This window comes from Rhodovulum sulfidophilum DSM 1374 (assembly GCF_001633165.1).
Lineage (GTDB): Bacteria > Pseudomonadota > Alphaproteobacteria > Rhodobacterales > Rhodobacteraceae > Rhodovulum > Rhodovulum sulfidophilum.
On the sequence record NZ_CP015418.1, the window covers coordinates 3397477 to 3419844 of the forward strand.

General features: G+C 69.5%; 20 protein-coding genes. 16 read left to right on the top strand and 4 right to left on the bottom strand.

Annotated elements, in window-relative coordinates; translation table 11 throughout:
• Positions 1–547: 547 nt before the first annotated feature.
• The 5 genes from A6W98_RS15920 to A6W98_RS15940 all read left to right on the top strand — a co-directional run bounded on the left by A6W98_RS15920 (position 548) and on the right by A6W98_RS15940 (position 5101).
• Entirely contained in the window at positions 548–1156 is a 609-nt protein-coding gene (locus A6W98_RS15920; RefSeq protein WP_042463105.1) for a TetR/AcrR family transcriptional regulator, read from the top strand.
• Between the two features lie 358 nt (positions 1157–1514).
• A complete protein-coding gene (locus tag A6W98_RS15925) occupies positions 1515–2537 on the top strand; it encodes a TRAP transporter substrate-binding protein (RefSeq protein ID WP_042463106.1) in 1023 nt (340 codons plus the stop codon).
• A gap of 145 nt (positions 2538–2682) precedes the next feature.
• Positions 2683–3345, top strand: coding sequence for a TRAP transporter small permease (locus A6W98_RS15930; protein WP_042463109.1), 663 nt, complete (start codon positions 2683–2685; stop codon positions 3343–3345).
• 3 nt (positions 3346–3348) lie between these two features.
• On the top strand, positions 3349–4644 hold the full coding sequence (locus tag A6W98_RS15935) for a TRAP transporter large permease (RefSeq protein WP_042463110.1): 1296 nt from the start codon (positions 3349–3351) through the stop codon (positions 4642–4644).
• A gap of 19 nt (positions 4645–4663) precedes the next feature.
• Positions 4664–5101, top strand: a complete 438-nt coding sequence (locus A6W98_RS15940; RefSeq protein WP_042463113.1) for a universal stress protein — start codon at positions 4664–4666, stop codon at positions 5099–5101.
• 37 nt (positions 5102–5138) lie between these two features.
• Here the strand turns inward: A6W98_RS15940 and hutC are convergent, their stop codons facing one another.
• Positions 5139–5840 (bottom strand): histidine utilization transcriptional repressor HutC, encoded by a 702-nt coding sequence (gene hutC, locus A6W98_RS15945; protein WP_042463115.1) that lies wholly within the window; start codon positions 5838–5840, stop codon positions 5139–5141.
• A gap of 2 nt (positions 5841–5842) precedes the next feature.
• A complete protein-coding gene (locus A6W98_RS15950; protein ID WP_042463117.1) occupies positions 5843–7213 on the bottom strand; it encodes a formimidoylglutamate deiminase in 1371 nt (456 codons plus the stop codon).
• Between the two features lie 73 nt (positions 7214–7286).
• Between A6W98_RS15950 and hutI the strand changes: the two genes are divergently transcribed.
• The 11 genes from hutI (at position 7287) to A6W98_RS16005 (ending at position 18488) form a co-directional block, all read left to right on the top strand.
• On the top strand, positions 7287–8477 hold the full coding sequence (hutI, locus tag A6W98_RS15955; protein ID WP_042463120.1) for an imidazolonepropionase: 1191 nt from the start codon (positions 7287–7289) through the stop codon (positions 8475–8477).
• Positions 8471–9991 carry a histidine ammonia-lyase gene (hutH, locus tag A6W98_RS15960; protein WP_155734829.1) on the top strand — a complete coding sequence of 507 codons (1521 nt, stop codon included), beginning with the start codon at positions 8471–8473 and terminating at the stop codon, positions 9989–9991. The genes hutI and hutH overlap by 7 nt, the downstream gene beginning before the upstream one ends.
• Entirely contained in the window at positions 9988–10782 is a 795-nt protein-coding gene (gene hutG, locus A6W98_RS15965) for an N-formylglutamate deformylase (protein ID WP_042463125.1), read from the top strand. The genes hutH and hutG overlap by 4 nt, the downstream gene beginning before the upstream one ends.
• The gene (locus A6W98_RS15970) at positions 10779–11975 is read left to right on the top strand and encodes a CaiB/BaiF CoA transferase family protein (RefSeq protein WP_042463128.1); all 1197 of its coding nucleotides are present in this window, start codon (positions 10779–10781) and stop codon (positions 11973–11975) included. Before hutG ends, A6W98_RS15970 begins: the two co-directional genes overlap by 4 nt.
• Positions 11968–13110, top strand: coding sequence for an acyl-CoA dehydrogenase family protein (locus A6W98_RS15975; protein ID WP_042463130.1), 1143 nt, complete (start codon positions 11968–11970; stop codon positions 13108–13110). Before A6W98_RS15970 ends, A6W98_RS15975 begins: the two co-directional genes overlap by 8 nt.
• Before the next feature lie 21 nt (positions 13111–13131).
• Positions 13132–14826, top strand: coding sequence for a urocanate hydratase (gene hutU / locus A6W98_RS15980; protein WP_042463133.1), 1695 nt, complete (start codon positions 13132–13134; stop codon positions 14824–14826).
• Positions 14823–15371, top strand: coding sequence for a HutD/Ves family protein (locus tag A6W98_RS15985; protein ID WP_052678097.1), 549 nt, complete (start codon positions 14823–14825; stop codon positions 15369–15371). Before hutU ends, A6W98_RS15985 begins: the two co-directional genes overlap by 4 nt.
• Before the next feature lie 114 nt (positions 15372–15485).
• Complete coding sequence (locus A6W98_RS15990) at positions 15486–16298, top strand: transporter substrate-binding domain-containing protein (RefSeq protein WP_042463136.1); 813 nt, start codon at positions 15486–15488, stop codon at positions 16296–16298.
• 76 nt (positions 16299–16374) lie between these two features.
• Positions 16375–17022: an amino acid ABC transporter permease gene (locus A6W98_RS15995; RefSeq protein WP_042463139.1), complete on the top strand. Its 648-nt coding sequence runs from the start codon at positions 16375–16377 to the stop codon at positions 17020–17022.
• Complete coding sequence (locus A6W98_RS16000) at positions 17022–17684, top strand: amino acid ABC transporter permease (protein WP_042463141.1); 663 nt, start codon at positions 17022–17024, stop codon at positions 17682–17684. The genes A6W98_RS15995 and A6W98_RS16000 overlap by 1 nt, the downstream gene beginning before the upstream one ends.
• A 3-nt stretch (positions 17685–17687) precedes the next feature.
• Complete coding sequence (locus tag A6W98_RS16005; protein ID WP_042463143.1) at positions 17688–18488, top strand: amino acid ABC transporter ATP-binding protein; 801 nt, start codon at positions 17688–17690, stop codon at positions 18486–18488.
• Between the two features lie 10 nt (positions 18489–18498).
• Here the strand turns inward: A6W98_RS16005 and A6W98_RS16010 are convergent, their stop codons facing one another.
• Together A6W98_RS16010 and A6W98_RS16015 are read right to left on the bottom strand one after the other, a co-directional pair.
• A complete protein-coding gene (locus tag A6W98_RS16010; protein WP_042463146.1) occupies positions 18499–19425 on the bottom strand; it encodes an alpha/beta hydrolase in 927 nt (308 codons plus the stop codon).
• 160 nt (positions 19426–19585) lie between these two features.
• The gene (locus tag A6W98_RS16015; protein WP_042463148.1) at positions 19586–22309 is read right to left on the bottom strand and encodes an HAD-IC family P-type ATPase; all 2724 of its coding nucleotides are present in this window, start codon (positions 22307–22309) and stop codon (positions 19586–19588) included.
• Positions 22310–22368: the final 59 nt, after the last annotated feature.

Consider the following 22368-nt stretch of genomic DNA (forward strand, 5'->3'; position numbering starts at 1 on the left):
GACGACCTGCATACCAGCTCCGCAACAAGCTGGCGCAGCTCACGCGCCACCGGCACCGAGCACGTCAGCGCGATCCTGATCGCACGGGGCAGAAACCGGCTGCGGCCCGGTCTCGGCCACGCCTTTGACGCGACTGCCTCCCCCGCAGGCGCGCCTGTCAGGATATCGGCCAGCCACGCACAAGACCCGCTGAAAGGTCCGGCATGGGGTCTGCAGGCCGGCTCCTACGCGGTCATGGATCGGACCACGGTGGAGTAACCTTAACATCAACGGTATAGACGGAGCATTTGAAGCGGATCCCGGATCGCGCCCCACCGAGCATGAAAGGCGAGACGGCATGATCTGCCGCCCCCGGTCCGCAGCGCCGTCCTCGGGCGACGAGAACCGTCCCTCGCTCCCGGCCGCGACCTCCTGCATGGCGCGCCCGGTCAGATCCCGGCGGCCCATTCACGTCTGCGTGCGCCGACCGGTCGCGCGGGATCGACTTCGCGCTCTGCCCGTTCGGTTCGGGGACCGCCGTTTCGCGCGGCCCCCGAAAGGAGCAGACATGCGTTCTGACAAGCGCGACGAACTGGTGCGAAAGGCACTCGACATCTTCTATCGCGACGGCTTCCACGCCACCGGGCTGGACCGCCTCTCGGACGAGACCGGGATCTCGAAGACCACGATGTTCCGGCATTTCCGCAGCAAGGACGACCTGATCCTGGCCACGATGCAGCGGCGCGACGACGGCGTGCGGGCCTGGCTGCGCCACCGGATGGACGCGGCCGGACCGCCCCGGGCCCGGCTCATGGCGCTTTACGATGCCCTCGGCGAGTGGGTGGCCGAGCCGGGGTTCCGATCCTGCCTGTTTCTGCGCGCGGCCGCCGAATATCCCGATCCGGCGCATCCGATCCATCGCCTGGCGACCGAACACAAGCGCCGCCTCGCCCGGCAGGTCGAAGCCGTGGCGGCCGAGGCCGGCGCGGCCGATCCGGGCGGACTCAGCCGCGCGCTGCTGCTGTTGAAGGACGGCGCCGCCGTCGCCGCGCATCTGGGCCATGCGGAAGATCCCGTCGCCGATGCCCGCGCCGGGGCCGAGGCGATACTGGCCGCCACCCTGCCCGTCGCGCGGCAACACGGCCTGCCGGCGGCCCGGACCGGCGCGCCTCCCTGAGCCCCCAGGCACCGCCCCGGACCACCACCCCCGGGGGGCATCGCCTCATTTTTTTCGTTTTTTCCGGAACCGCCCTTCCGCGCGCCGCGTTGGGGCCCGACAGGTGGCGCGCCAAGTTGCGGGAAACGGCCTGCGGACACCCCCGTTCGGGGGTGCTTCGCGGGGTTATGGATTTTCCCACATGTCCGGAGCGGGGGATTGCCCCCCGGAGGAGCCGGACAAGGCGCGTTTCGGGAGGGGTGACGGCCACAGCGCCGATATTGGCGGCATCGCGCGCCGCATTGCTCTTCCGGTTCACCGACCGCCCCGAAGGTTCGGGCCTGCCGGCCCGTGCGCAAGCAACCAGAGGAGACAGTACATGACATTCAGCACCCGCATCCTGGCCTTTTCGGCCGCCGCCTTCGCGCTTGGCGCGGGCATGGCCCATGCCGACACTTGGCGCTATGCCTTCGAAGAGGCGATGGACGAGGTCCAGGGCATCTACGCGCAGAAATTCAAGGAAGAGATCGAGGCCAATACCGATCACCAGATCCAGCTCTTTCCCTATGGCACGCTCGGCGAATCCGCCGACATCATGGAACAGGCGCAGGACGGCATCCTGCAATTCGTCGACCAGTCGCCCGGCTTCACCGGCTCGCTGATCCCCGAGGCACAGGTCTTCTTCGTGCCCTACCTGCTGCCGCAAGAGACCGAGACCCTGGCCAGCTTCTTCAAGAATTCCAAGGCCATCAACGAGATGTTCCCCGCGCTTTACGCCGATCAGGGCCTGGAACTTCTGACCATGTTCCCCGAGGGCGAGGTTGCGATCACCACCAAGGAGCCGTTCACGACGCCTGCCGATCTGGACGAGGTCAAGATCCGCACCATGACCAACCCGCTTCTGGTGGAAAGCTACAAGGCCTTCGGCGCGACGCCGACGCCGCTGCCCTGGGGCGAGGTCTATGGCGCGCTTCAGACCAACATCATCCAGGGCCAGGAAAACCCGATGTTCTACGTCGAGTCGACGAAGATGTACGAGGTCACCGATTACGTGACCCGGATCGGGCATAACAACTTCACCACCGCGGTGATGGCCAACAAGGACTTCTTCGACGGGCTGCCCGACGAGGACAAGAAAGCGATCCGCGCGGCTGCCGAGGCGGCCTTCGCCCATATCATCGACTACCAGAAGGGCCTGACCGAGGCCTCGGTCGAGAAGATCAAGGAGGCCAAGCCCTCGATGACCTTCACCACCCTTTCCGAGGAGGAGCGTCAGCCCTTCAAGGACGCGGCCGGCGAGGTCCAGGCCAGGTTCCTCGAGATGACGGGCGACAGCGGCAAGCGGATTCTCGACCAGATGAAAGAGGATCTCGAGGCGGCCCAGCAGGCCAGCCAGAGCTGATCCGACCCGAGCCGATCCGACGGGGGCCGGGCCGGGCCCCCGGGCACTTGCGTAGATGCGCAGGCGGCCCGGACGGCCCGCCTCTCGCCCCCGTCCCGCCCGGCACCGGCCCCCGCCCGCAGGGCGGAACGTAAGGAAGCTGCCCTTGTCCTCGGACCAATCTCTCCGGCCCCGCTCGCAAGCCAAATCCCAGAACCAGTCCCAGACACGGTCCCAGACCGACACCACCGCCGCCGACGACCCCGACGAGGTCGCCTATGTCTCGACCCTTCCCGGGGTGCTGGGAAAGATCGATGCCGCCATCGCCAGGGTCGAATCCGTGCTGCTGGCCACGGGCGTGCTGCTGATGGCGCTGAACACGGTCGCCAATGTGGTCGGGCGCTACCTGTTCCAGTCGAGCCTTTTCTTTACCGAGGAGCTCAACCGCGTCCTGATCGTGGTGATCACCTTCGCGGGCATCAGCTATGCCGCGCGCCAGGGTCGCCATATCCGGATGTCGGCGATCTATGACGCGCTGCCGGTCCGCGCGCGCAAGATCCTGATGATCGTGATCGCGCTGACCACGGCGGTGCTGATGTTCGGCCTGTGCTGGTTCGCGGTCGCCTATCTTCTGACCCAGGCCGGGCGCGGCCGGGTCCTGCCCGCCCTGCAGATCCCGGTCTGGACGACGCTGGTGATCGTGCCGGTGGGGCTGTTCATGACCGGAATGCAATACCTTCTGACCGCGGTGAAGAACGCGATCTCGCGCGATGTGTACCTGTCGACGGCCGTTCTGGAAGGCTATGACGACGACGAGACGGAGATCTGAGCAATGGCAGCTGCAATCTTCTCGATCATGATCGTCCTGCTGCTTCTGGGCTTTCCGATGATGATCCCGCTGATCGCGGGGGCGCTTGTGGGCTTCGTCACGCTGTTCGGCGGTCTCGGCCAGCTCGAGACCATGATCCAGCAGATGATGGCGGGCATCCGCCCGGCCTCGCTGATCGCGGTGCCGATGTTCATCTTCGCAGCCGACATCATGACCCGCGGGCAATCCGCGGGCCGGCTGATCGACATGGTCATGGCCTTTGTCGGCCACCTGAAGGGCGGGCTCGCGATCTCGACCGCCGCCGCCTGCACCATGTTCGGCGCGGTCTCGGGCTCGACCCAGGCCACCGTCGTGGCCATCGGCGGCCCGCTGCGGCCCCGGATGCAGAAGGCGGGCTATGGCGACAGCTTCATCCTGGCCCTCATCGTCAATGCCTCGGACATCGCCTTCCTGATCCCGCCCTCGATCGGGATGATCATCTATGGCGTGGTCTCGAACACCTCGATCGCCGAGCTGTTCATCGCGGGCATCGGGCCGGGGCTGCTGATCCTCCTGCTGTTCGCGCTGTATTCCTGGGCCTATGCGGTCCGCCAGGGGGTCCCGACCGAGCCCCGCGTCAGCTGGGGCGCGCGGCTGCGCGCGGTCCGCGCCGCGCTCTGGCCGCTGGGCTTTCCGGTGATCATCATCGGCGGCATCTATGGCGGCATCTTCAGCCCGACCGAGGCGGCCGCGGCCTGCGTGCTTTACGCGCTGATCCTCGAAACCATCGTCTTCCGCGAGATGGGCCTTCGCGACATCTACCGCACCGCCAAGTCGACCGGGCTGATCACCGGGGTCGTCTTCATCCTGGTGGCGGCGGGCGCGGCCTTTTCCTGGGTGATTTCCTTCGCCCAGATCCCGCAGGCCATCCTCTCGGCGGTCGGCATCGACCAGATGGGCCAGATCGGCGTGCTGTTCGCAATCTCGGTGGCCTTCTTCATCGGCTGCATGTTCGTCGACCCGATCGTGGTGATCCTGATCCTGGTGCCGATCTTCGCGCCGGTCGTCTCGGATGTCGGGCTCGACCCCGTCCTGGTCGGCACGCTGATCACGCTGCAGGTCGCCATCGGCTCGGCCACGCCGCCCTTCGGCTGCGATATCTTCACCGCCATCGCCGTCTTCAAGCGGCCCTACATGGAGGTGATCCGGGGCACGCCGCCCTTCATCCTGATCCTGCTCGGCGTCTCGGTGGCGCTGATCTTCTTCCCTCAGATTGCGCTTTTCCTCCGCGACCTCGCCTTCCACGGCGGGGCCGGGTGACGGCGGAAAGGAGACCTGTTTGTTCAAGTCGATCCTCGTTCCCTATGACGGCTCGGCCGGGGCCGAACGCGCGCTGCGCCAGGCGGTCGAGCTGGCCGGGCTCTGCGACGCCCAGCTGTCGGTGCTGACCGTCTTCCGGCACCATTCGATGCTCGAGGCCTCGCTGTCGATGGTCCGCAGGGACGAGCCGGGGCCGCTGGACGACGCGATGCGCGGCTATGCCCGCGAGGTGGCGGAATATGCCAAGCGGCTGGCGCGCGAGGCCGGGGCCGAGGGCGCCCGCGCCTTCATCAAGGCCGGGCCGCCCGCCCGCACCATCATCCGCTTCGCCCGCGAACACGAGAACGACCTGATCGTGATCGGCAGCCGCGGCCTCGGTTCGGTCGAGAACTACCTGCTGGGCAGCGTCTCGCACAAGGTCACGGGGCTGGCCGACTGCCCGGTGCTGGTGGTCTGAGCCGCACGCGCGACCCGCGCCCTGAAGCCAGAGCCCCCTAAAGCCCGAGACAAAGCCGGTAGCTTTGCGCGAAATGCTCGCGCGTATAGGTGATCGGCGCCTCGTGAAGCCAGGTCTGCCGCTCCATCACCAGCACCGGATCGGCGGGCGCGCAGTCCAGCGCCGTGGCCACCGCCTGCCCGGCCGGTTCGGCATGGACCTCCATGCCGCCATGGGTATAGGGCGCCTCGCGCACCAGCCATTCGTTCGGGCTGACGACGGCCAGATCGGCCGCGGCAATGCCGGGCACGGTCCTCAGGACCACCCAGCGGCGTTCGAACATGTGCGCCGCGCCATCGGCCAGATGCAGGCTTTCGACATAAAGCGTCGCTTCCGCCTCGGGCAGCTTCAGCCGGGCGCGCAGCTCGCCGGGCGCGGGCCCGGTCTCGCGGGCGAGAAGCCGGTAGCCATAGACCTGCCCGCGCGCCTCGACCTCGCGCCGGATCTGGGGGATTTCCAGCGTCGCCTTGCGCTGCGGCGCCTCGATCACCCGGGTTCCGGCCTTGCGGCGCCGGTCGAGGAAGCCCTCCTCGGCCAGATCGCGCAAGGCCCGGTTCACCGTCGCCCGGGCACAGCCGAATTCGGCCGCGATATCGGCCTCGTTCGGGATGAAGGCCCCCGGCGGATAGGTGCGGTCGCGGATCCGCAGCATGATCGTGTCGCGGATCGACTGCCACGAGGCGGCGCGGTCTCCGGCCATGGCTAGAGCCCGTCCCGGAGGCGGCGCATCGCGGCGGCATATCCCGCCACGATCTCGTCGCGGCGGATATGCCGCCCACCCCGCACCACATGCCGCCCGGCCGCCCAGACATCGCTGACGGCGCGGTCGTCGCGTGCGAAGATCCAGGTATCGAGCAGCAGATCGCCCTGCCGGCCGATCCCGTCGGGCCCCATGTCGCCCAGCGCCAGCAGATCGGCCCAGTTGCCGACCGCAAGCCCGCCGCTTGCGCGCCCGGCCGCCTGCGCCCCGCCCTCGGCCGCGCCCTGAAACAGCACCCGCCCGGTCGAGCGGTCCCCGGTCGCCAGCGCCGCCCGGGTGCGGTCGCGCAGCCGCTGCGAATAGTCGAGGGTGCGGAGCTCTTCGCTCAGCGAGATCCGGATATTGCTGTCCGAGCCGACGCCGAAGCGCCCGCCCGCCTGCGCCCAGCGCACCCCGTCGAAAATGCCGTCGCCGAGGCTCGACTCGGTGATCGGGCAAAGCCCCGCGACAGCGCCGGTCGCGGCCAGCGCCAGCGTCTCGGCGGGCTCCATCTGGGTGGCATGGATCGGGCACCAGCGGGCATCGACAGGGGCATTCTCCAGCAGCCATTCGACCGGGCGCAGGCCCGTCGCCGCGTGCACCTCGTCCACCTCGGCTTGCTGCTCGGCGATATGGATATGGATCGGCCCCTCGGGGGCCAGCGCTTGGGCCGCGGCGAGCCCCGCCGCATCGACCGCGCGCAGGGAATGCGGCGCGACGCCCATCCGGCAATCGGGGGAAAGGGCCGCGACATGGGCCGCCGCGCCCTCGAACAGCCGCGCGAAGCGGTCCGGGTCGTTGCCGAAGCGGTCCTGCCCCGCGACCAGCGCCCGCCGGTCGAGCCCGCCATAGGTATAGAGCACCGGCAGCAGCGTCAGCCCGATCCCCGAGACCGCCGCCGCCGCCGCGATCCGGCCCGACATCTCGGCCGGATCGGCATAGGGCGCGCCGCCCGGGCCATGATGCAGGTAATGGAACTCGACATTGGTGCCGTAGCCCGCCTCCAGCATCTCCATCTGCACGAAGGCGGCGATGGCCTCGACATCCTCGGGACCGATCCGGTCGAGAAAGCGGTACATCAGCCGCCGCCAGGTCCAGAAACTGTCGCGCGGATCGGGGCCGCGGGATTCGGTCAGACCCGCCATCGCCCGCTGAAAGGCATGGCTGTGCAGGTTCGCGGGGGCAGGCAGAAGCGTCTCGACAACGGTCGCGCCGGGCGGACAGGCCACGTTTTCACGCAATTCCGCGATCTTTCCGCCACTTTCGACGGCGATTTCCACGTCTTTCGCCCAGGAATTCATCACAAGCGCATGCCGCGCCCAGACCCTCTGCATCGCCTGACCCTCCGAGTTTGACTTGATTATTATGTGCAGACATATAATCTCGAATCAAGGAGGAGGCGATACAATGACTGATCTCACCCTTGCCAATGCGACCATCCTGCCACTCGGCGAGGATGCGCCGAGGCGGATCGAACGCGGCTGGCTCAGGATCGAGGGCGACCGCATCGCGGCGCTTGGCGACGGCCCCGCCCCCGAGGGCGGCCCGGTCGAGGATCTGGGCGGCCGCCTGGTCACGCCGGCGCTGGTCGATTGCCACACCCATCTTGTCTATGGCGGCAGCCGGGCCCGCGAATTCGAGATGCGGCTCGAAGGCGCCGGCTACGAGGAAATCGCCCGGGCGGGCGGCGGCATCCTTTCGACCGTGACCGCGACGCGGGCGGCCTCGGAGGACGATCTGGTGGCCTCGGCCCTGCCCCGGCTCGACTGCCTGCTGGCCGAGGGCGCGGGCACCATCGAGGTCAAGTCCGGCTACGGGCTGACCGTCGAGGACGAGCTGAAGATGCTGCGCGCGGCGCGGCGGCTGGGCCGCGAGCGCCCGGTCCGCATCGTCACCAGCTGGCTCGCGGCCCATGCCCTGCCGCCCGAATACAAGGGCCGCGCCGAGGCCTATATCGACGAGATCGCCATTGCCGGGCTGCGCGCCGCCCATGCCGAGGGGCTGGTCGACGCGGTCGACGGCTTCTGCGAGGGCATCGCCTTCTCGGTGCCGCAGATGGCGCGGATCTTCGATGTCGCCGACGAACTTGGCCTGCCGGGCAAGCTGCATGCCGAACAGCTCTCGCATCTGGGCGGCAGCCTGCTGGTGGCCGCACGCGGCGGGCTGTCGGCCGATCATGTCGAACATGCCGATGCCGCCGATGCCGCGGCGCTGGCCCGGGCGGGCGCGGCCGCGGTGCTGCTGCCCGGTGCCTTCTACACCCTGCGCGAGACGCAGATGCCGCCCGTCGCCGCCTTCCGCGAGGCCGGCACCGCGATGGCGCTGGCGACCGACTGCAACCCCGGCACCTCGCCGCTGACCTCGCTTCTGCTGACCATGAACATGGCCGCGACGTTGTTCCGGCTGACCCCGGACGAATGCCTGCGCGGCGTCACGGCGAACGGCGCCCGGGCGCTGGGGCTGACCGATTGCGGTCGGCTGGCGCCGGGCCTGCGCGCCGATCTTGCCGTCTGGGACATCGCCGAACCGGCCGAACTGACCTACCGGATCGGCTTCAACCCGCTTCACGCCCGTTATTTCGAGGGATGCAAATGCTGACTCTGACGCCGGGCGAGACCACGCTCGCCCAACTGGAAACGCTCTGGCGCGAGGAAGCGCCCGCGCGGCTGGCCGAGACCACCGGCCCCGCCATCGCCGCCTCGGCCGCCCGCATCGCCGCCGCCGCCCAAGGCGATCAGGCGGTCTACGGGGTCAATACCGGCTTCGGCAAGCTTGCCTCGGTCCGCATTCCGCCCGAGGACACCGCCACGCTGCAGCGCAACCTGATCCTGTCGCATTGCTGCGGCGTCGGCGCGCCGCTCGACATCGCCACCGCGCGGCTGGTGATGGCGCTGAAGCTGCTCAGCCTCGGGCGCGGCGCCTCGGGCGTCCGCCCCGAAATCGTCGCGCTGATCGAGGCGATGCTCGAGAAGGGCGTGACCCCCGCGATCCCGGAACAGGGCTCGGTCGGCGCCTCGGGCGATCTGGCGCCGCTGGCGCATATGGCCGCGGTCATGATCGGCGCGGGCGAGGCGATCTATGAGGGCGAAACCCTGCCCGGTGCCGAGGCGCTGGCCCGCGCCGGGCTGACCCCCGTCACGCTGGGCGCCAAGGAGGGGCTGGCGCTGATCAACGGCACCCAGGTCTCGACCGCGCTGGCCCTGACCGGCTGGTTCCGCGCCATGGCCTGCCTGCGCGCCGCCATCGTCACCGGCGCGATGTCGACCGACGCGATCATGGGCTCGACCGCGCCCACCCGCGCCGAGATCCACGCCCTGCGCGGCCATCGCGGCCAGATCGACGTCGCAGCCGCGATGCGCGGGCTCCTGAAGGGCAGCGAGATCCGCGAAAGCCACCGCGAGGACGATGCCCGGGTGCAGGACCCCTACTGCATCCGCTGCCAGCCGCAGGTGACGGGCGCGGCGCTCGATCTGCTGCGCTTTGCCGGGCAGACGCTTGAAACCGAGGCCAATGCGGTGACCGACAACCCGCTGGTGCTGTCGGACGGCTCGATCGTCTCGGGCGGCAATTTCCATGCCGAACCCGTGGCCTTTGCCGCCGACCAGATCGCGCTTGCCGTGGCCGAGATCGGCGCCATCGCCCAGCGCCGGGTCGCGCTGATGGTCGATCCGGCGCTCAGCTTCGGCCTGCCGCCCTTCCTGACGCCCGAACCGGGGCTGAACAGCGGGCTGATGATCGCCGAGGTCACCACCGCCGCACTGATGAGCGAGAACAAGCATCTGGCCGCGCCCTGCTCGGTCGACAGCACCCCCACCAGCGCCAATCAGGAGGACCATGTCAGCATGGCCGCCCATGCCGCGCGGCGTCTGGGCGGGATGACCCGCAACCTTGCCGTGATCCTCGGCGTCGAGGCGCTTTGCGCGGGCCAGGGCATCGAGTTCCGCGCGCCGCTGGCAACCTCCGAACCGCTGAAACGCGCGCTGGAGGCGATCCGCGCCGAGGTGGCCACGATGGGCGAGGACCGCTACCTCGCGCCCGACCTTGCCCGGGCGCAGGCCCTGATCGAAACCGGTGTGCTGGTGGCCGCCGCAGGGCTGGAGATGGCCGAATGAGCCCCGTCGAGATCACCCGCGGCGACAGCCCCGTCATCCTCGGCCTGCCCCATACCGGCACCCATGTGCCCGAGGACATCCTCGCCCGGCTGAACGCCCGCGGGCGCGAGCTGACCGATACCGACTGGCATGTGCACGAGCTTTACGATGGGCTCCTGCCCGGGGCGACGACGGTGCGCGCCACCTTCCACCGCTACGTGATCGACGCCAACCGCCCGCCCGAGGATGAAAGCCTCTATCCCGGGCAGAACACCACCGGTCTGGTGCCGCTGACCGATTTCGACGGCAAACCGATCTGGACCGCAGCCCCCGACGCGGCCGAGACCGCCCGTAGGCTGGCCGAATTCCACGCCCCCTATCACGCCGCCCTCGCGGCCGAGATCGCACGGGTCCGCGCCCGCCATGGCGTCGCGATCCTCTATGACTGCCACTCGATCCGCTCGGTCATTCCCTATCTCTTCGAGGGCACCCTGCCCGATTTCAACATCGGCACCGCCAGTGGCACGACCTGCGCGCCCGCCATTGCCGTAACCGCCGCAAGCGTCTGCGCAAAGGCCGAAGGATACAGCCATGTGCAGAACGGGCGCTTCAAGGGCGGCTGGACCACGCGCCATTACGGACGGCCCGAGACCGGGGTTCACGCGATCCAGATGGAGCTGGCGCAATCGACCCATCTGACCGCCGAGGCCGCACCCTTCGCGCTCGACCCCGACAAGGCCGCGCGGCTGCGCCCGCATCTGGCCGCGATCCTCGCCCGGATCGAGGCGCTGGCGCCGGAGCTGTCCTCGTGAAGCCGCTGGACGGTCTGCGCATCCTCGATCTGACCCGGGTTCTGGCCGGGCCCTTCGCGACCGCGATCCTTGCCGATCTGGGCGCCGAGGTGATCAAGATCGAGCCGCCCCGGGGCGACGAATACCGCCATATCGGCCCGTTCCGCGAGGGTGAATCGGCGCTGTTCTCGCTGACCAATCGCGGCAAGCAATCGGTCGTTCTGGACCTCAAGGCACCCGAGGGGCAGGCCCTGGCGCGCCAGCTTGCCGCCGGGTGCGACGTGGTGGTCGAGAATTTCCGCCCCGGCGTCGCCGCGCGGCTGGGGCTTGGCGCCGAGGATCTGCGTCGCGACAATCCCGGCCTCGTCCATTGCGCGATTTCGGGCTTCGGGCAATCCGGACCGGCGGCGGATCTTCCCGCCTATGACATCGTGGTGCAGGCGATGTCGGGCTGGATGGACGCGACCGGCGAGGAAGACGGCGCACCGCTGAAGGTGGGCGAGGCGCTTGGCGATGTCGCGGCGGGGCTTTACGCCGTCATCGCGATCCTCGCAGCCCTTGTCGGCCGGGGCCGCAGCGGCAAGGGCGCGACGCTCGATGTCGCGATGCTCGATTGTCTGGTGGCGATGCTGCCGACCAGCCATGCGCTTCATCTTTACGCGAACGCCCCGGTGGCCCGCGTCGGCAACCGCCACCCGTTCTCGACCCCGTTCGGCGCCTTCCGCACCGCGGATGGCCATGTGGTCATCGCCGTTCTCAGCCCGCGCCAGTTCGAGGGGCTTTGCACCGCGATCGGGCGGCCCGAGGCGGCCGATGACCCGCGCTTTGCGACCGACGAGCTCAGGACCGCGCATGAGCCCGAGATCCGCGCGATGATCGAGGCCTGGACCAGCCTTCGCCCCACCGCCCAGGCGGTGACGGCCTTTGCCGCCGCCAAGGTGCCCGCCGCCCCGATCCTGACGCTTGCCGACCAGCTTGGCTCGGATCATGCGACCGCGCGCGGGCTGGTCTCGGAGCTGCCCCATCCCCGGCTGGGACAGGCCCCGGTCGTGGGCCAGCCGGTCCGCTTCGACGGCCAGGCGCCGCTGGCCGAAACCGGCGCGCCCGCGCTGGGAGAGGGCACCCGCGCGGTGCTGGAGCGGCTCGGTCTCGATCAGGGCCAGATCGCCGGACTTGTGGCCGCCGGAATTGTCAGGGAGTGCGAGGATGCGTGAGTTCGACCATCTGCTGAGCGCCGAGGAATGCCAGTTCCTCGACATGCTGGACCGGTTCGCCGCCGAGGTGCTGAGCCCGCAAGCGGCCGAAACCGACCGCACGGGCGCCTTCGTCCATGACCAGTTGGCGGCTCTGGCCGAGACCGGCATGATGGGCGCGAACCTGCCCGAGCGCTGGGGCGGCGCCGACATCTCGGCGCATGCGCTTTTCGAGGCGGTGGCGGCGGTCGCGGGCGGCTGCGGCTCGACCGTCTCGGCGCTGACCGCGCATTTCCTCGCGACCGACAGCCTGTTGCTGGGCGGCGATGACGCGATCCGCGCGCGCTTCCTGCCGGCGGCGGCCGAGGGCCGGATGCTGGGCGCCTTCGGGCTGACCGAACCCAATGCGGGCTCGGACCCGGCCGACATGCGCAGCCGCGCCACACGCGACGGCGACAGCTGGCATATCAAGGGCCGGAAATGCTTCATCTCGAATGGCGGCGTTGCCGATTTCGTCGTCGTCTTCTGCGTGACCGACCCTGAGGCGGGCCATCGCGGGATCTCGGCCTTCGTGGTCGAGAAGGGCACGCCGGGGCTCGTGCCCGGCCGGGTCGAGCAGACCATGGGTCTGAAGGGCGGCCATGTCTGGGAGCTCGATCTCGACGTGACCGTGCCCGATGCCAACCGCGTCGGCCCCGAGGGCTCTGGCTTCAAGACCGCGATGAAGGTGCTCGACAACGGCCGGACCGAGGTCGCGGCCATGGCCGTGGGCATCGCCCGCGCGGCCCTGTCCGAGGCCCGCGACTGGGCCAAATCCCGCATCATCGGCGGCGAGCCGCTCGCCAACCGGCAGGGCATCCAGTGGATGCTGGCCGACATGGCGACAGAGCTGTCCGCCGCCGAGCTTCTGGGCCACGAGGCCGCGCGGCAACGACAGGCGGGGCTGCGCTTCACCACCGCCGCCTCGAAAGCCAAGCTCTACGCCTCCGAGGCCGCGGGCCGGATCGCCGATACCGCGCTCCAGATCCATGGCGGCTACGGCTTCACCCACGATTTCCCGCTCGAACGCCATGCCCGCGACCTGCGCATCATGCGCATCTACGAGGGCTCGTCCGAGATCCAGCGCAACATCATTGCCGGCCGTCTTCTGGCCTGAGCTTCCGAAAGGACCCGATCCATGACCGATCCGCGCCACAACACCCGTGACATCTTTCCGCCGACGGGCCCCGAGATCACCGCGAAAAGCTGGCAGACCGAGGCGCCGATGCGGATGCTGATGAACAACCTGCATCCCGACGTGGCCGAGAACCCGCATGAGCTGGTCGTCTATGGCGGCATCGGCCGCGCGGCGCGCACCTGGCAGGATTTCGACCTGATGGTCGAGACGCTGAAAACGCTTGAGGACGACCAGACCATGCTGGTGCAGTCTGGCAAGCCCGTGGGCGTCTTCCGCACCCATCGCGACGCCCCGCGCGTGCTGATCGCCAATTCGAACCTCGTGCCGCACTGGGCCACCTGGGAGCATTTCAACGAGCTCGACCGCAAGGGCCTGGCGATGTACGGCCAGATGACCGCCGGGTCCTGGATCTATATCGGCGCGCAGGGCATCGTGCAGGGCACCTACGAGACCTTCGCCGAGGCCGGGCGTCAGCATTATGACGGCAATCTCAGGGGCAAATGGATCCTGACCGGCGGCCTTGGCGGCATGGGCGGCGCGCAGCCGCTGGCCGCGGTGATGGCGGGCGCCTGCTGCCTGGCGGTGGAATGCGACGAGGATCACGCGGACTTCCGCATCCGCACCCGCTATTGCGACGAGAAGACCCACAGCCTCGACGAGGCGCTGGCGATGATCGGGCGCTGGACCGAGGCCGGAGAGGCCAAGTCGGTCGCGCTGATCGGAAATGCCGCCGATGTCTTCCCCGAGATCCTGCGCCGGATGCAGGCGGGCGAGCCGCTGCCGAACGGGCGGCCCGACATCGTCACCGACCAGACCTCGGCCCATGACCCGTTCCACGGCTATCTGCCGAAAGGCTGGACCGTGGCCGAGTGGCGCGCCCGGCAGGAGAGCGACCCCAAGGGCGTCGCGACGGCCGCCCGGGCCAGCATGAAGGACCATGTCGCGGCGATGGTGGGCTTCTGGAATGCGGGCATCCCGACCCTCGATTACGGCAACAACATCCGCCAGATGGCGCTGGAAGAGGGGCTCGAGGATGCCTTCGCCTTCCCGGGCTTCGTGCCGGCCTATATCCGCCCGCTGTTCTGCCGGGGCGTGGGGCCGTTCCGCTGGGCCGCCCTTTCGGGCGATCCCGAGGACATCTACAAGACCGACGCGAAGATGAAGGAGCTGTTCCCCGAGAATGCCGGGCTGCATCGCTGGCTCGACATGGCGCGCGAGCGCATCGCCTTCCAGGGCCTGCCCGCGCGGATCATGTGGATCGGGCTGGGCGAGCGCCACCGGGCCGGGCTTGCGATCAACGAGATGGTGCGCAACGGCGAGCTGAAGGCCCCCGTCGTGATCGGCCGCGACCATCTGGACAGCGGCTCGGTCGCCTCGCCCAACCGCGAAACCGAGGCGATGAAGGACGGCTCGGACGCGGTCAGCGACTGGCCGCTGCTGAACGCGCTGCTCAACACCGCCTCGGGCGCGACCTGGGTGTCGCTGCATCATGGCGGCGGCGTCGGCATGGGGTTCAGCCAGCATGCCGGCATGGTGATCTGCTGCGACGGGTCCGAAGAGGCCGACCGCAGGCTCGAACGCGTGCTCTGGAACGACCCGGCCACCGGCGTCATGCGCCATGCCGATGCGGGCTACGAGATCGCGCGCGACTGTGCCCGCGAATACGGGCTGACCCTGCCGGGCATCCTGAAATGAGGCCTATCCGCCGCAACGATCTGGAGCCCCGGCCCTGGAAGAACGGCGGCGGGCTGACCTGGGAGCTTGCCGCCTTCCCAGAAGGCGCGGGCTTTTCCGACATGCTGTGGCGGATCAGCCTGGCCGAGGTTGGCTCGGACGGCCCGTTCTCGGCCTTTCCCGGCATCGACCGCACCCTGACGGTGCTGGCGGGCCGGGGCATGATCCTCGATTTCGGGGCCGGAGAGGTCAAGCTGGGCGAAGACTCGGCCCCCCTCTCCTTCCCCGGCGAAGCCCCGGTGACGGCCCGGCTGAGCGCGGGCGCGATCCTCGACATCAACGTCATGACCCGGCGCGGCCGGGCCGCTCATGCGGTCCATGCCCTTTCGGCAGGCGAACCGGCCCCGCGCGACACCAGGGTGCTGGTCGCGCGGCAAAACCCGGTCACCGCCGACGGTTTTGCCCTTGCACCCGGCGAGGCGCTCATGTCCGATCCGGGGCGGGACCTGGGCGGAGCGGTCGGGGACGCGCCGATGCTGGCGGTCAGCCTCCGACTTGTGCCATGACCCGGGCATGACCCTGCCGGGACGCCGGATACACGGCGCCCGGCCCGAGATTTCCGGCGCCCTCCGGGGCGGGGCGCCGGCCGACACGACCGGCCCCGCCAACAGGAGAGAAACATGACGCTTCGTCTTTCGATGAAATCCGCGCTTTTCGGTCTCAGTGCCCTGGCGCTGAGCGCGTCGGGCGCGCTGGCCGACCAGCTGTCCGACATCCAGGCCGCCGGCAAGATCGTCGCCGCCACCGAGATGCATTACGCGCCGTTCGACATGCTGGAGAAGGGCGAATATGTCGGCTTCGACCGCGACCTCTTCGATGAGGTTGCCAAGGAGCTGGGCGTGACACCCGAATATCAGGACCTGCCCTGGACCTCGATCCTGCCCGGTCTCGAGGTCGACAAGTTCGATTTCGTTCTGGCCCCGGTGACGATGACCGCCGAACGCGCCGAACGCTATGCCTTCACCCTGCCGATCTCGGATTCGACCGTGGCCTTCGTGCAGCGCACCGGCGGTGACATGGAAACGCCCGAAGACGCCAAGGGCAAGACCGTGGGCGTGCAGAAGGGCACCGCCCAGCAGGCCCAGCTCGAGGCCTATGCCGAGACGATCGGCGGCATCAAGATCAAGGAATACGGCACCCCCGACGAGGCCTATGCCGACCTGATGACCCGCCGTCTCGACGCGGTGGCGGGCTCGGCGCCGCTTCTCGACTATCTCGCCAAGAGCCGGCCGGAACAGTTCTCGGTGGTCAAGCCGCCCTTCGGCAAGCCCACCTATTTCGCCTGGGTCGCGCGCCAGGGCGAGGGCGACACGCTGGTCGCCGCGATCAACGAGGCGCTGATCAAGATCCAGGAGGACGGGCGGATGGCCAAGATCCAGGAGAAATGGTTCGGCACCGCGACCGAGCTTCCGCAGGAAATGCCCGAGCTCTGAGCCGACCGCCTTTCCGAAGGCATAACGCGGGCCGGACAGGTGTCGGCCCGCCCACCAGCCAGGGAGCGGTCCGCCCGTGTTTTCCTTTCAGACCATCGTCGAGAACCTGCCGGTGCTTCTGGGCGCCGCGCGCTACACGCTGCTGATCTCGGTCCTGGGCTGCCTGCAGGGGCTGATCCTGGGCGCGATCCTCTGTGCGGCGGCGCTGTCGAAGCGCAAGTCGCTGCGCCGCGCGGCCGGGCTCTATGTCAGCTTCTTCCGGGGCGTGCCGCTGCTGATCCAGCTGCTGGTGGCCTATTACCTGCTGCCGGTCATCGGCATCAACGTGCCGCCTCTGGCCGCCGCCGTACTGACCGTCGGGCTCTGCGCCGCGGCCTATCTGGCCGAGGTGCTGCGCGGCTCGATCAACGCCATTCCGAAGGGCCAGGCCGAGGCCGCGCTGGCCATCGGCATGAGCCCGGGCAATCTCTGGGTCAGGGTCTTGCTGCCGCAGGCGCTCAAGATCGGCCTGCCCGCCATCGTCAACGAGCTGATCCTGCTGGTGAAGGCCAGTTCGCTGGTGACCGTCGTCGGCATCGTCGAGATCACCCGGATGAGCCAGTCGATCGCCTCCTCGACCTATCGCTATCTCGAGATTTACCTCGCCGCCGCCTTCCTCTATCTCGCGATCAACCTGGTGATCGCCGCGGCCGGGCGGCTTCTGGAACGGAGGCTGACGGTCTGATGCTGGAAATGCTGCACCGCTACGGCCCCGACCTTCTGACCGGCTTCGGGCTGACGCTTCTGACCTGGGTGCTGGGCACCGCGGGCGGGCTCGTCCTGGGCTTCCTGATGGAAATGGCGCGCCGCTTCGGGCCCCGGATCTGGGTCGGCTGGCCGATCCGGGCCTATGTCGAATTCATCCGCGGCACGCCCTTCCTGGTCCAGCTTTTCGTGCTGTACTATGGCGGGCCGCTGATCGGGCTGAGGCTCGACGCGCTGCCCGCGGGCGTGCTGGGCCTGTCGCTTTACGGCGCCGCCTATTTCACCGAGATCCTGCGCGCGGGCTTCGATGCCGTGCCCAAGGGCCAGATCGAGGCCGCCCGCGCCATCGGCCTGCCCGGGCGCACCATCGTCTGGCGCATCATGCTGCCGGTGATGATGGTCTCGGCCCTGCCCGCGCTGGTGAATTTCGCGATCATCCTGACCAAGGAAACCGTCATCCTGTCGATGATCACCGTGCCCGAGATCATGTTCCAGACCCAGACCATGATGAGCGAGACCTTCGCCTTCGTGCTGCCGATCCTGATCCTCGCGCTGTTCTTCTGGGGCTTCGTCGAGGTGATCTCGCGGTTCGGCCGCCGCCTCGAACGCCGCTTCACCCACTATCTTCTCGAAGAAAGCTGACCGATGTCCCTCGAGCCCACCGCCACCACTCCCGCCTCGGCGCATCTGCGCGCGGTCAACAAGTTCTACGGCGACTTCCAGGCGCTGAAGGACATCACGCTCGACATCCCGCCCGGCAAGGTGACCTGCCTGATCGGGCCGTCCGGATCCGGCAAGTCGACGCTGCTGCGCTGCATCAACTTCCTCGAGGAATATGACAGCGGCGAGGTGCGCATCGACGACCGGCTGATCGGCTACGAGACCCCGGGCGGGCGGCGGATGTCGGGGCGGCGCCTGCGCGAGATGCGGCGCGATATCGGCATGGTGTTCCAGCAGTTCAACCTCTGGCCGCACATGACCGCGCTGCAGAACGTGGCCGAGGGGCTGGAACGGGTGCGCGGGCTGAAACATGCCGAGGCGACAGAATGCGCGCGCGAGGCGCTGGCCAAGGTCGGGCTCGCCGACAAGGAGGCCAACCATCCCAGCCGTCTGTCGGGCGGCCAGCAGCAGCGCGTGGCCATCGCCCGCGCCATCGCCATGCAGCCCCGGATCATGCTGTTCGACGAGCCGACCAGCGCGCTCGACCCAGAACTTGTGGGCGAGGTTCTGGCGGTGATGAAGCAGCTTGCCGCCGAGGGCATGACCATGGTCGTCGTCACCCACGAGATGGGCTTTGCCGCCCATGTCGCCGACCGGGTGGTGTTCATGGAGCGCGGCGAGCTGGTCGCCGCGGGCGCCCCGCGCGAGATCTTCCAGAACCCGACCGATCAGCGGCTGGCAAGCTTCCTGCAGGGCTATCGCGAACGCAACTCGCTCGACTTCTAGCCCCGCGCCGTCACCGCCCTTCGACCGCCTCCAGGATCGCCGGGACGACACCCGGCGCCAGCGGCAGCGCGGGGTCGGTATAGGTGGCATAGGGCCGGCCCGGCAGGTCGGCCTTCAGCATATGGGTCACGCCGGGCAGGTCGGCCCGCCTCGCCTGCGGCATCGCCGCCGCCAACAGCCCGGCATCCTCTGGCTGCACCTGCATGTCGGCCCCGCCCTGCAGGATCAGCACAGGCCCGTGCCAGCCCGCGGCCACCGCCGCCGGATCATAGGCGAAAAGATCGGCCATGTAGTCCTGCAGCCCGGCCCCGAACAGCGGCCGGAGCGGCGGCGGCAAGGTCTCGGGATCGCGGCGGCCGCCCGCCTCCAGCGTCGCGACCATGGCCTCGATCTCGGGCATCAGCGGCGCGTTGCCCGGCAGCGCCCGCATCTGCTCGACCAACAGCTGCCCGACCGGGCGGCCGGGCGTGGCCATCAGGATCAGCCCGCACAGCGCCTCGGGCGGCTCCTCGGCCGCCACCAGCGCGACCAGCCCGCCCTCGGAATGGCCCGCGATCCAGACGCAGGGCGCAAGCCCGGCGGCGCGCGCCACCCAGCGGCGCAGATCCCCGGCATAGGCGGCAATGGTCACGTCATTCGGGTCGGCGATGGCGCCCGCGCTGCCGCCGAAGCCGCGCTTGTCGATCCGGAGCGAGGCGATGCCCGCCGTCTGCAGGGCCTCGGCCAGAAGCCGGTAGCTGTCCGAGTGCAGCCCCAGCGCCGGTGCGTTGCCGTCGCGATCGACCGGCCCCGAGCCCGGCACGATCACCACCGCCGCACGCGCCCCCGGCGCCGCCAGGGCCTCAGCCTCGAGCGGGCCCGCGGGGCCCTCGATCTGCACCGGCCCGGCCAGGGCGACGGTGGGGCAGAAAAGCGAAAGAAGCGCGAAAAGGCGCATGACATGTCTCCTTTGGATCCGGGTCCCGACTTGATCCGGGCCCCGGCAGGCGCGCGCCAGCCTAGCCCTGTGGTTGACCGAATGCACGGGGCCGCGACAACCCGGCGGGCGGGATGCGGCGCCGCGCGGTGGAGGCGCCCGCCCAGCCAACCCGGCCTTTTCAGGTCCCGTGCTGCCCCCTTCGGAAGGCCAGCCGCATCTGCTTTTCGGTTTCGATCAGCGCGAAGAAGACCGCGCCGATACCCACGATCAAAAGCCCGTCCTCCAGCGGAACCGGCCTTGTGCCGAAGACCGGTTGCAGCAGCGGCAGATAGGTCACCGCGACTTGCGCCCCCGTCACCGTCAGCACGCAGGCCCAGACGATCCGCGTGCCGCGCAACCCCGTCCAGGTCAGCGAGGTGCCATGGATGTTGCGGATGAAGAAGAGATGGAAGATCTCGAGCACGACCAGCGTGTTCATCGCCATGGTCTGGGCCAGCGCCGGATCATGGCCGCGCTCGGTCGCATAGGCAAAGATACCGAAAACCGCCAGCACGAAAAGCCCCGAGACCAGCACGATATGCCAGATCAGCCCGCCAGTCAGAAGCGGCTCGGTCCGGGCCCGGGGCGGGCGGCGCATGGTGCCGGGCTCGGATGGCTCGAAGGCCAGCGCAAGGCCAAGGGTCACTGCGGTGATGAGGTTGACCCAGAGGATCTGTACCGCCGTGATCGGCAGCATCATGCCCGCGAACAGCGCCACGACGATGGTCAGGGCCTCGCCCGCATTGGTGGGCAGGGTCCAGCTGATCACCTTCTTGATGTTGTCATAGACCGTGCGGCCCTCGCGCACCGCCGCCGCGATCGAGGCGAAATTGTCGTCGGCCAGAACCAGCTCGGCCGCCTCGCGGGCGGCGGCGCTGCCCTTCAGGCCCATGGCGATGCCCGCATCCGCGCGCTTGAGCGCGGGCGCGTCATTCACCCCGTCGCCGGTCATCGCCACGGTCAGCCCCCGCGCCTGCAGCGCCGTCACCAGCCGCAGCTTGTGCGCCGGAGAGGTGCGGGCGAAAATGTCGGTACCGGTCGCCGCGGCAGCCAGTTCGGCATCGTCCAGCGCCTCGACATCGGCGCCGGTCAGCACCCGGTCGGTGTTCTTCAGCCCGATCTCGGCGGCGATGGCACGGGCTGTCGCGGCATGGTCGCCGGTGATCATCTTGACCCGGATCCCCGCCGAATGGCAGTCGGCCACGGCCGCGATGGCCTCGGGCCGCGGCGGGTCGATCAGGCCCACCAGGCCGATCAGGCTGAGCCGCCCCGCGAGATCGTCGTGCGAGAGCCCCTCCTGCCCGGCAGGCATGGCCCGGCGCGCCAGCGCCAGCACCCGCAGCCCGTCGGCGGCCAGCTCCTCGACCTTGCGATGCCAGTGCGCGGGGACGATGGGGACGGTGCCGCCGCCCGGCGCGATCCGGTCGGCGCAAAGCGCCAGCACCGCCTCGGGCGCGCCCTTGACCAACAGCTCGGCCCCGCCCTCCGGGGCGTCGACCAGCACCGCCATGTAGCGATGGGCCGCATCGAAGGGTATGGCGTCGCGGCGGGCTCGGTCGCGGGCGCCCTGCCCGATCTTGCCCGCAAGCGCCAGCAGCGCGCCCTCCATCGGGTCGCCCTCGACCCGCCAGACGCCGCCCTCCTCATGCAGGACCGCGTCATTGCAAAGCGCGGCCGCCCTTGCCAGCGCGGCCAGCAGTTCGGGATCGGTCGCGGCCCCGCTCCCGGCCTCGCTCCCGGGCCCGGGCGCGACATCGACCGGGCACACCTCCCCCTCGGGCGCGTAGCCCTCGCCTGCGACGGCAAGCTCGGCCTCGCCCAGCGCCAGCCGCGCCGCCATCATCTCGTTCCGGGTCAGCGTGCCGGTCTTGTCCGAGCAGATCACCGAGACCGAGCCCAGCGTCTCGATCGCGGGCAGCCGGCGGACGATGGCATTGCGCCGCGCCATCGCCTGGACCCCCACCGCCAGCGTGATCGTCAGGACCGCCGGAAGGCCCTCGGGGATGGCCGCGACCGACAGGCCGACCACCGCCATGAACAGTTCGCCAAAGGACATGTGGCCGACATAGAAGCCGTAGGCCAGCAGGCTGCCCGCCACCAGCAGGATGAAGACCGTCAGCCAGCGCGCGAACAGATCCATCTGCCGGACCAGGGGCGTCGTCAGCGTCTCGACCGAGGCCAGCATGCCGCTGATCCGCCCGATCTGGGTGGCGGGCCCGGTCGCCACCACGACGCCGCGCCCGGTGCCTGCCGCCGCCAGCGTGCCGCTGAACAGCATCGGCAGACGCTCGGCCAGCGCCGCCTCGGGCGCCACGGCGGCCACCGCCTTCTCGACCGGGACGGATTCGCCCGTCAGGATCGCCTCTTCGACCCGCAGCCCGCGCGCCTCGATCAGCCGGAGATCGGCCGGAACCCGGTCGCCCGCCTCGATCAGCACCACATCGCCCGGCACCAGATCGGCCGCCTCGACCGTCACCCGGCGCCCGCCCCGCAGCACCGCCGAGCGCGGCGCCAGCATGTCGCGGATCGCGGCCATCGCCTGCTCGGCCCGACCCTCCTGCACGAAGCCGATCACCGCATTTACCAGGACCACCGCCAGGATCACCCCGGTATCGACCCAGTGCTGCAGCGCGGCCGTCACCCCGGCGGCGACGATCAGCACATAGATCAGCACGTTGTGGAACTGCGCGAGGAAGCGCAGGACCGCGTTCCGGCCGGGCGGCTCGGGCAGCCGGTTGGGGCCGTGGAGGGCCAGCCTCTCGGCAGCCTCGGCAGGCGCAAGCCCGCCCGGCCCGGCCGACAGCTCGGCCAGGGTCTCCTCGGCGGTCAGGGCGTGGAAGGGTCGGTCGGAACGGTCTGGCATGGGGGTCTCCCTTGTCGATCCGGTCGGGCAGCCGCCCTCTGCGGCCGCGATACGGTCTG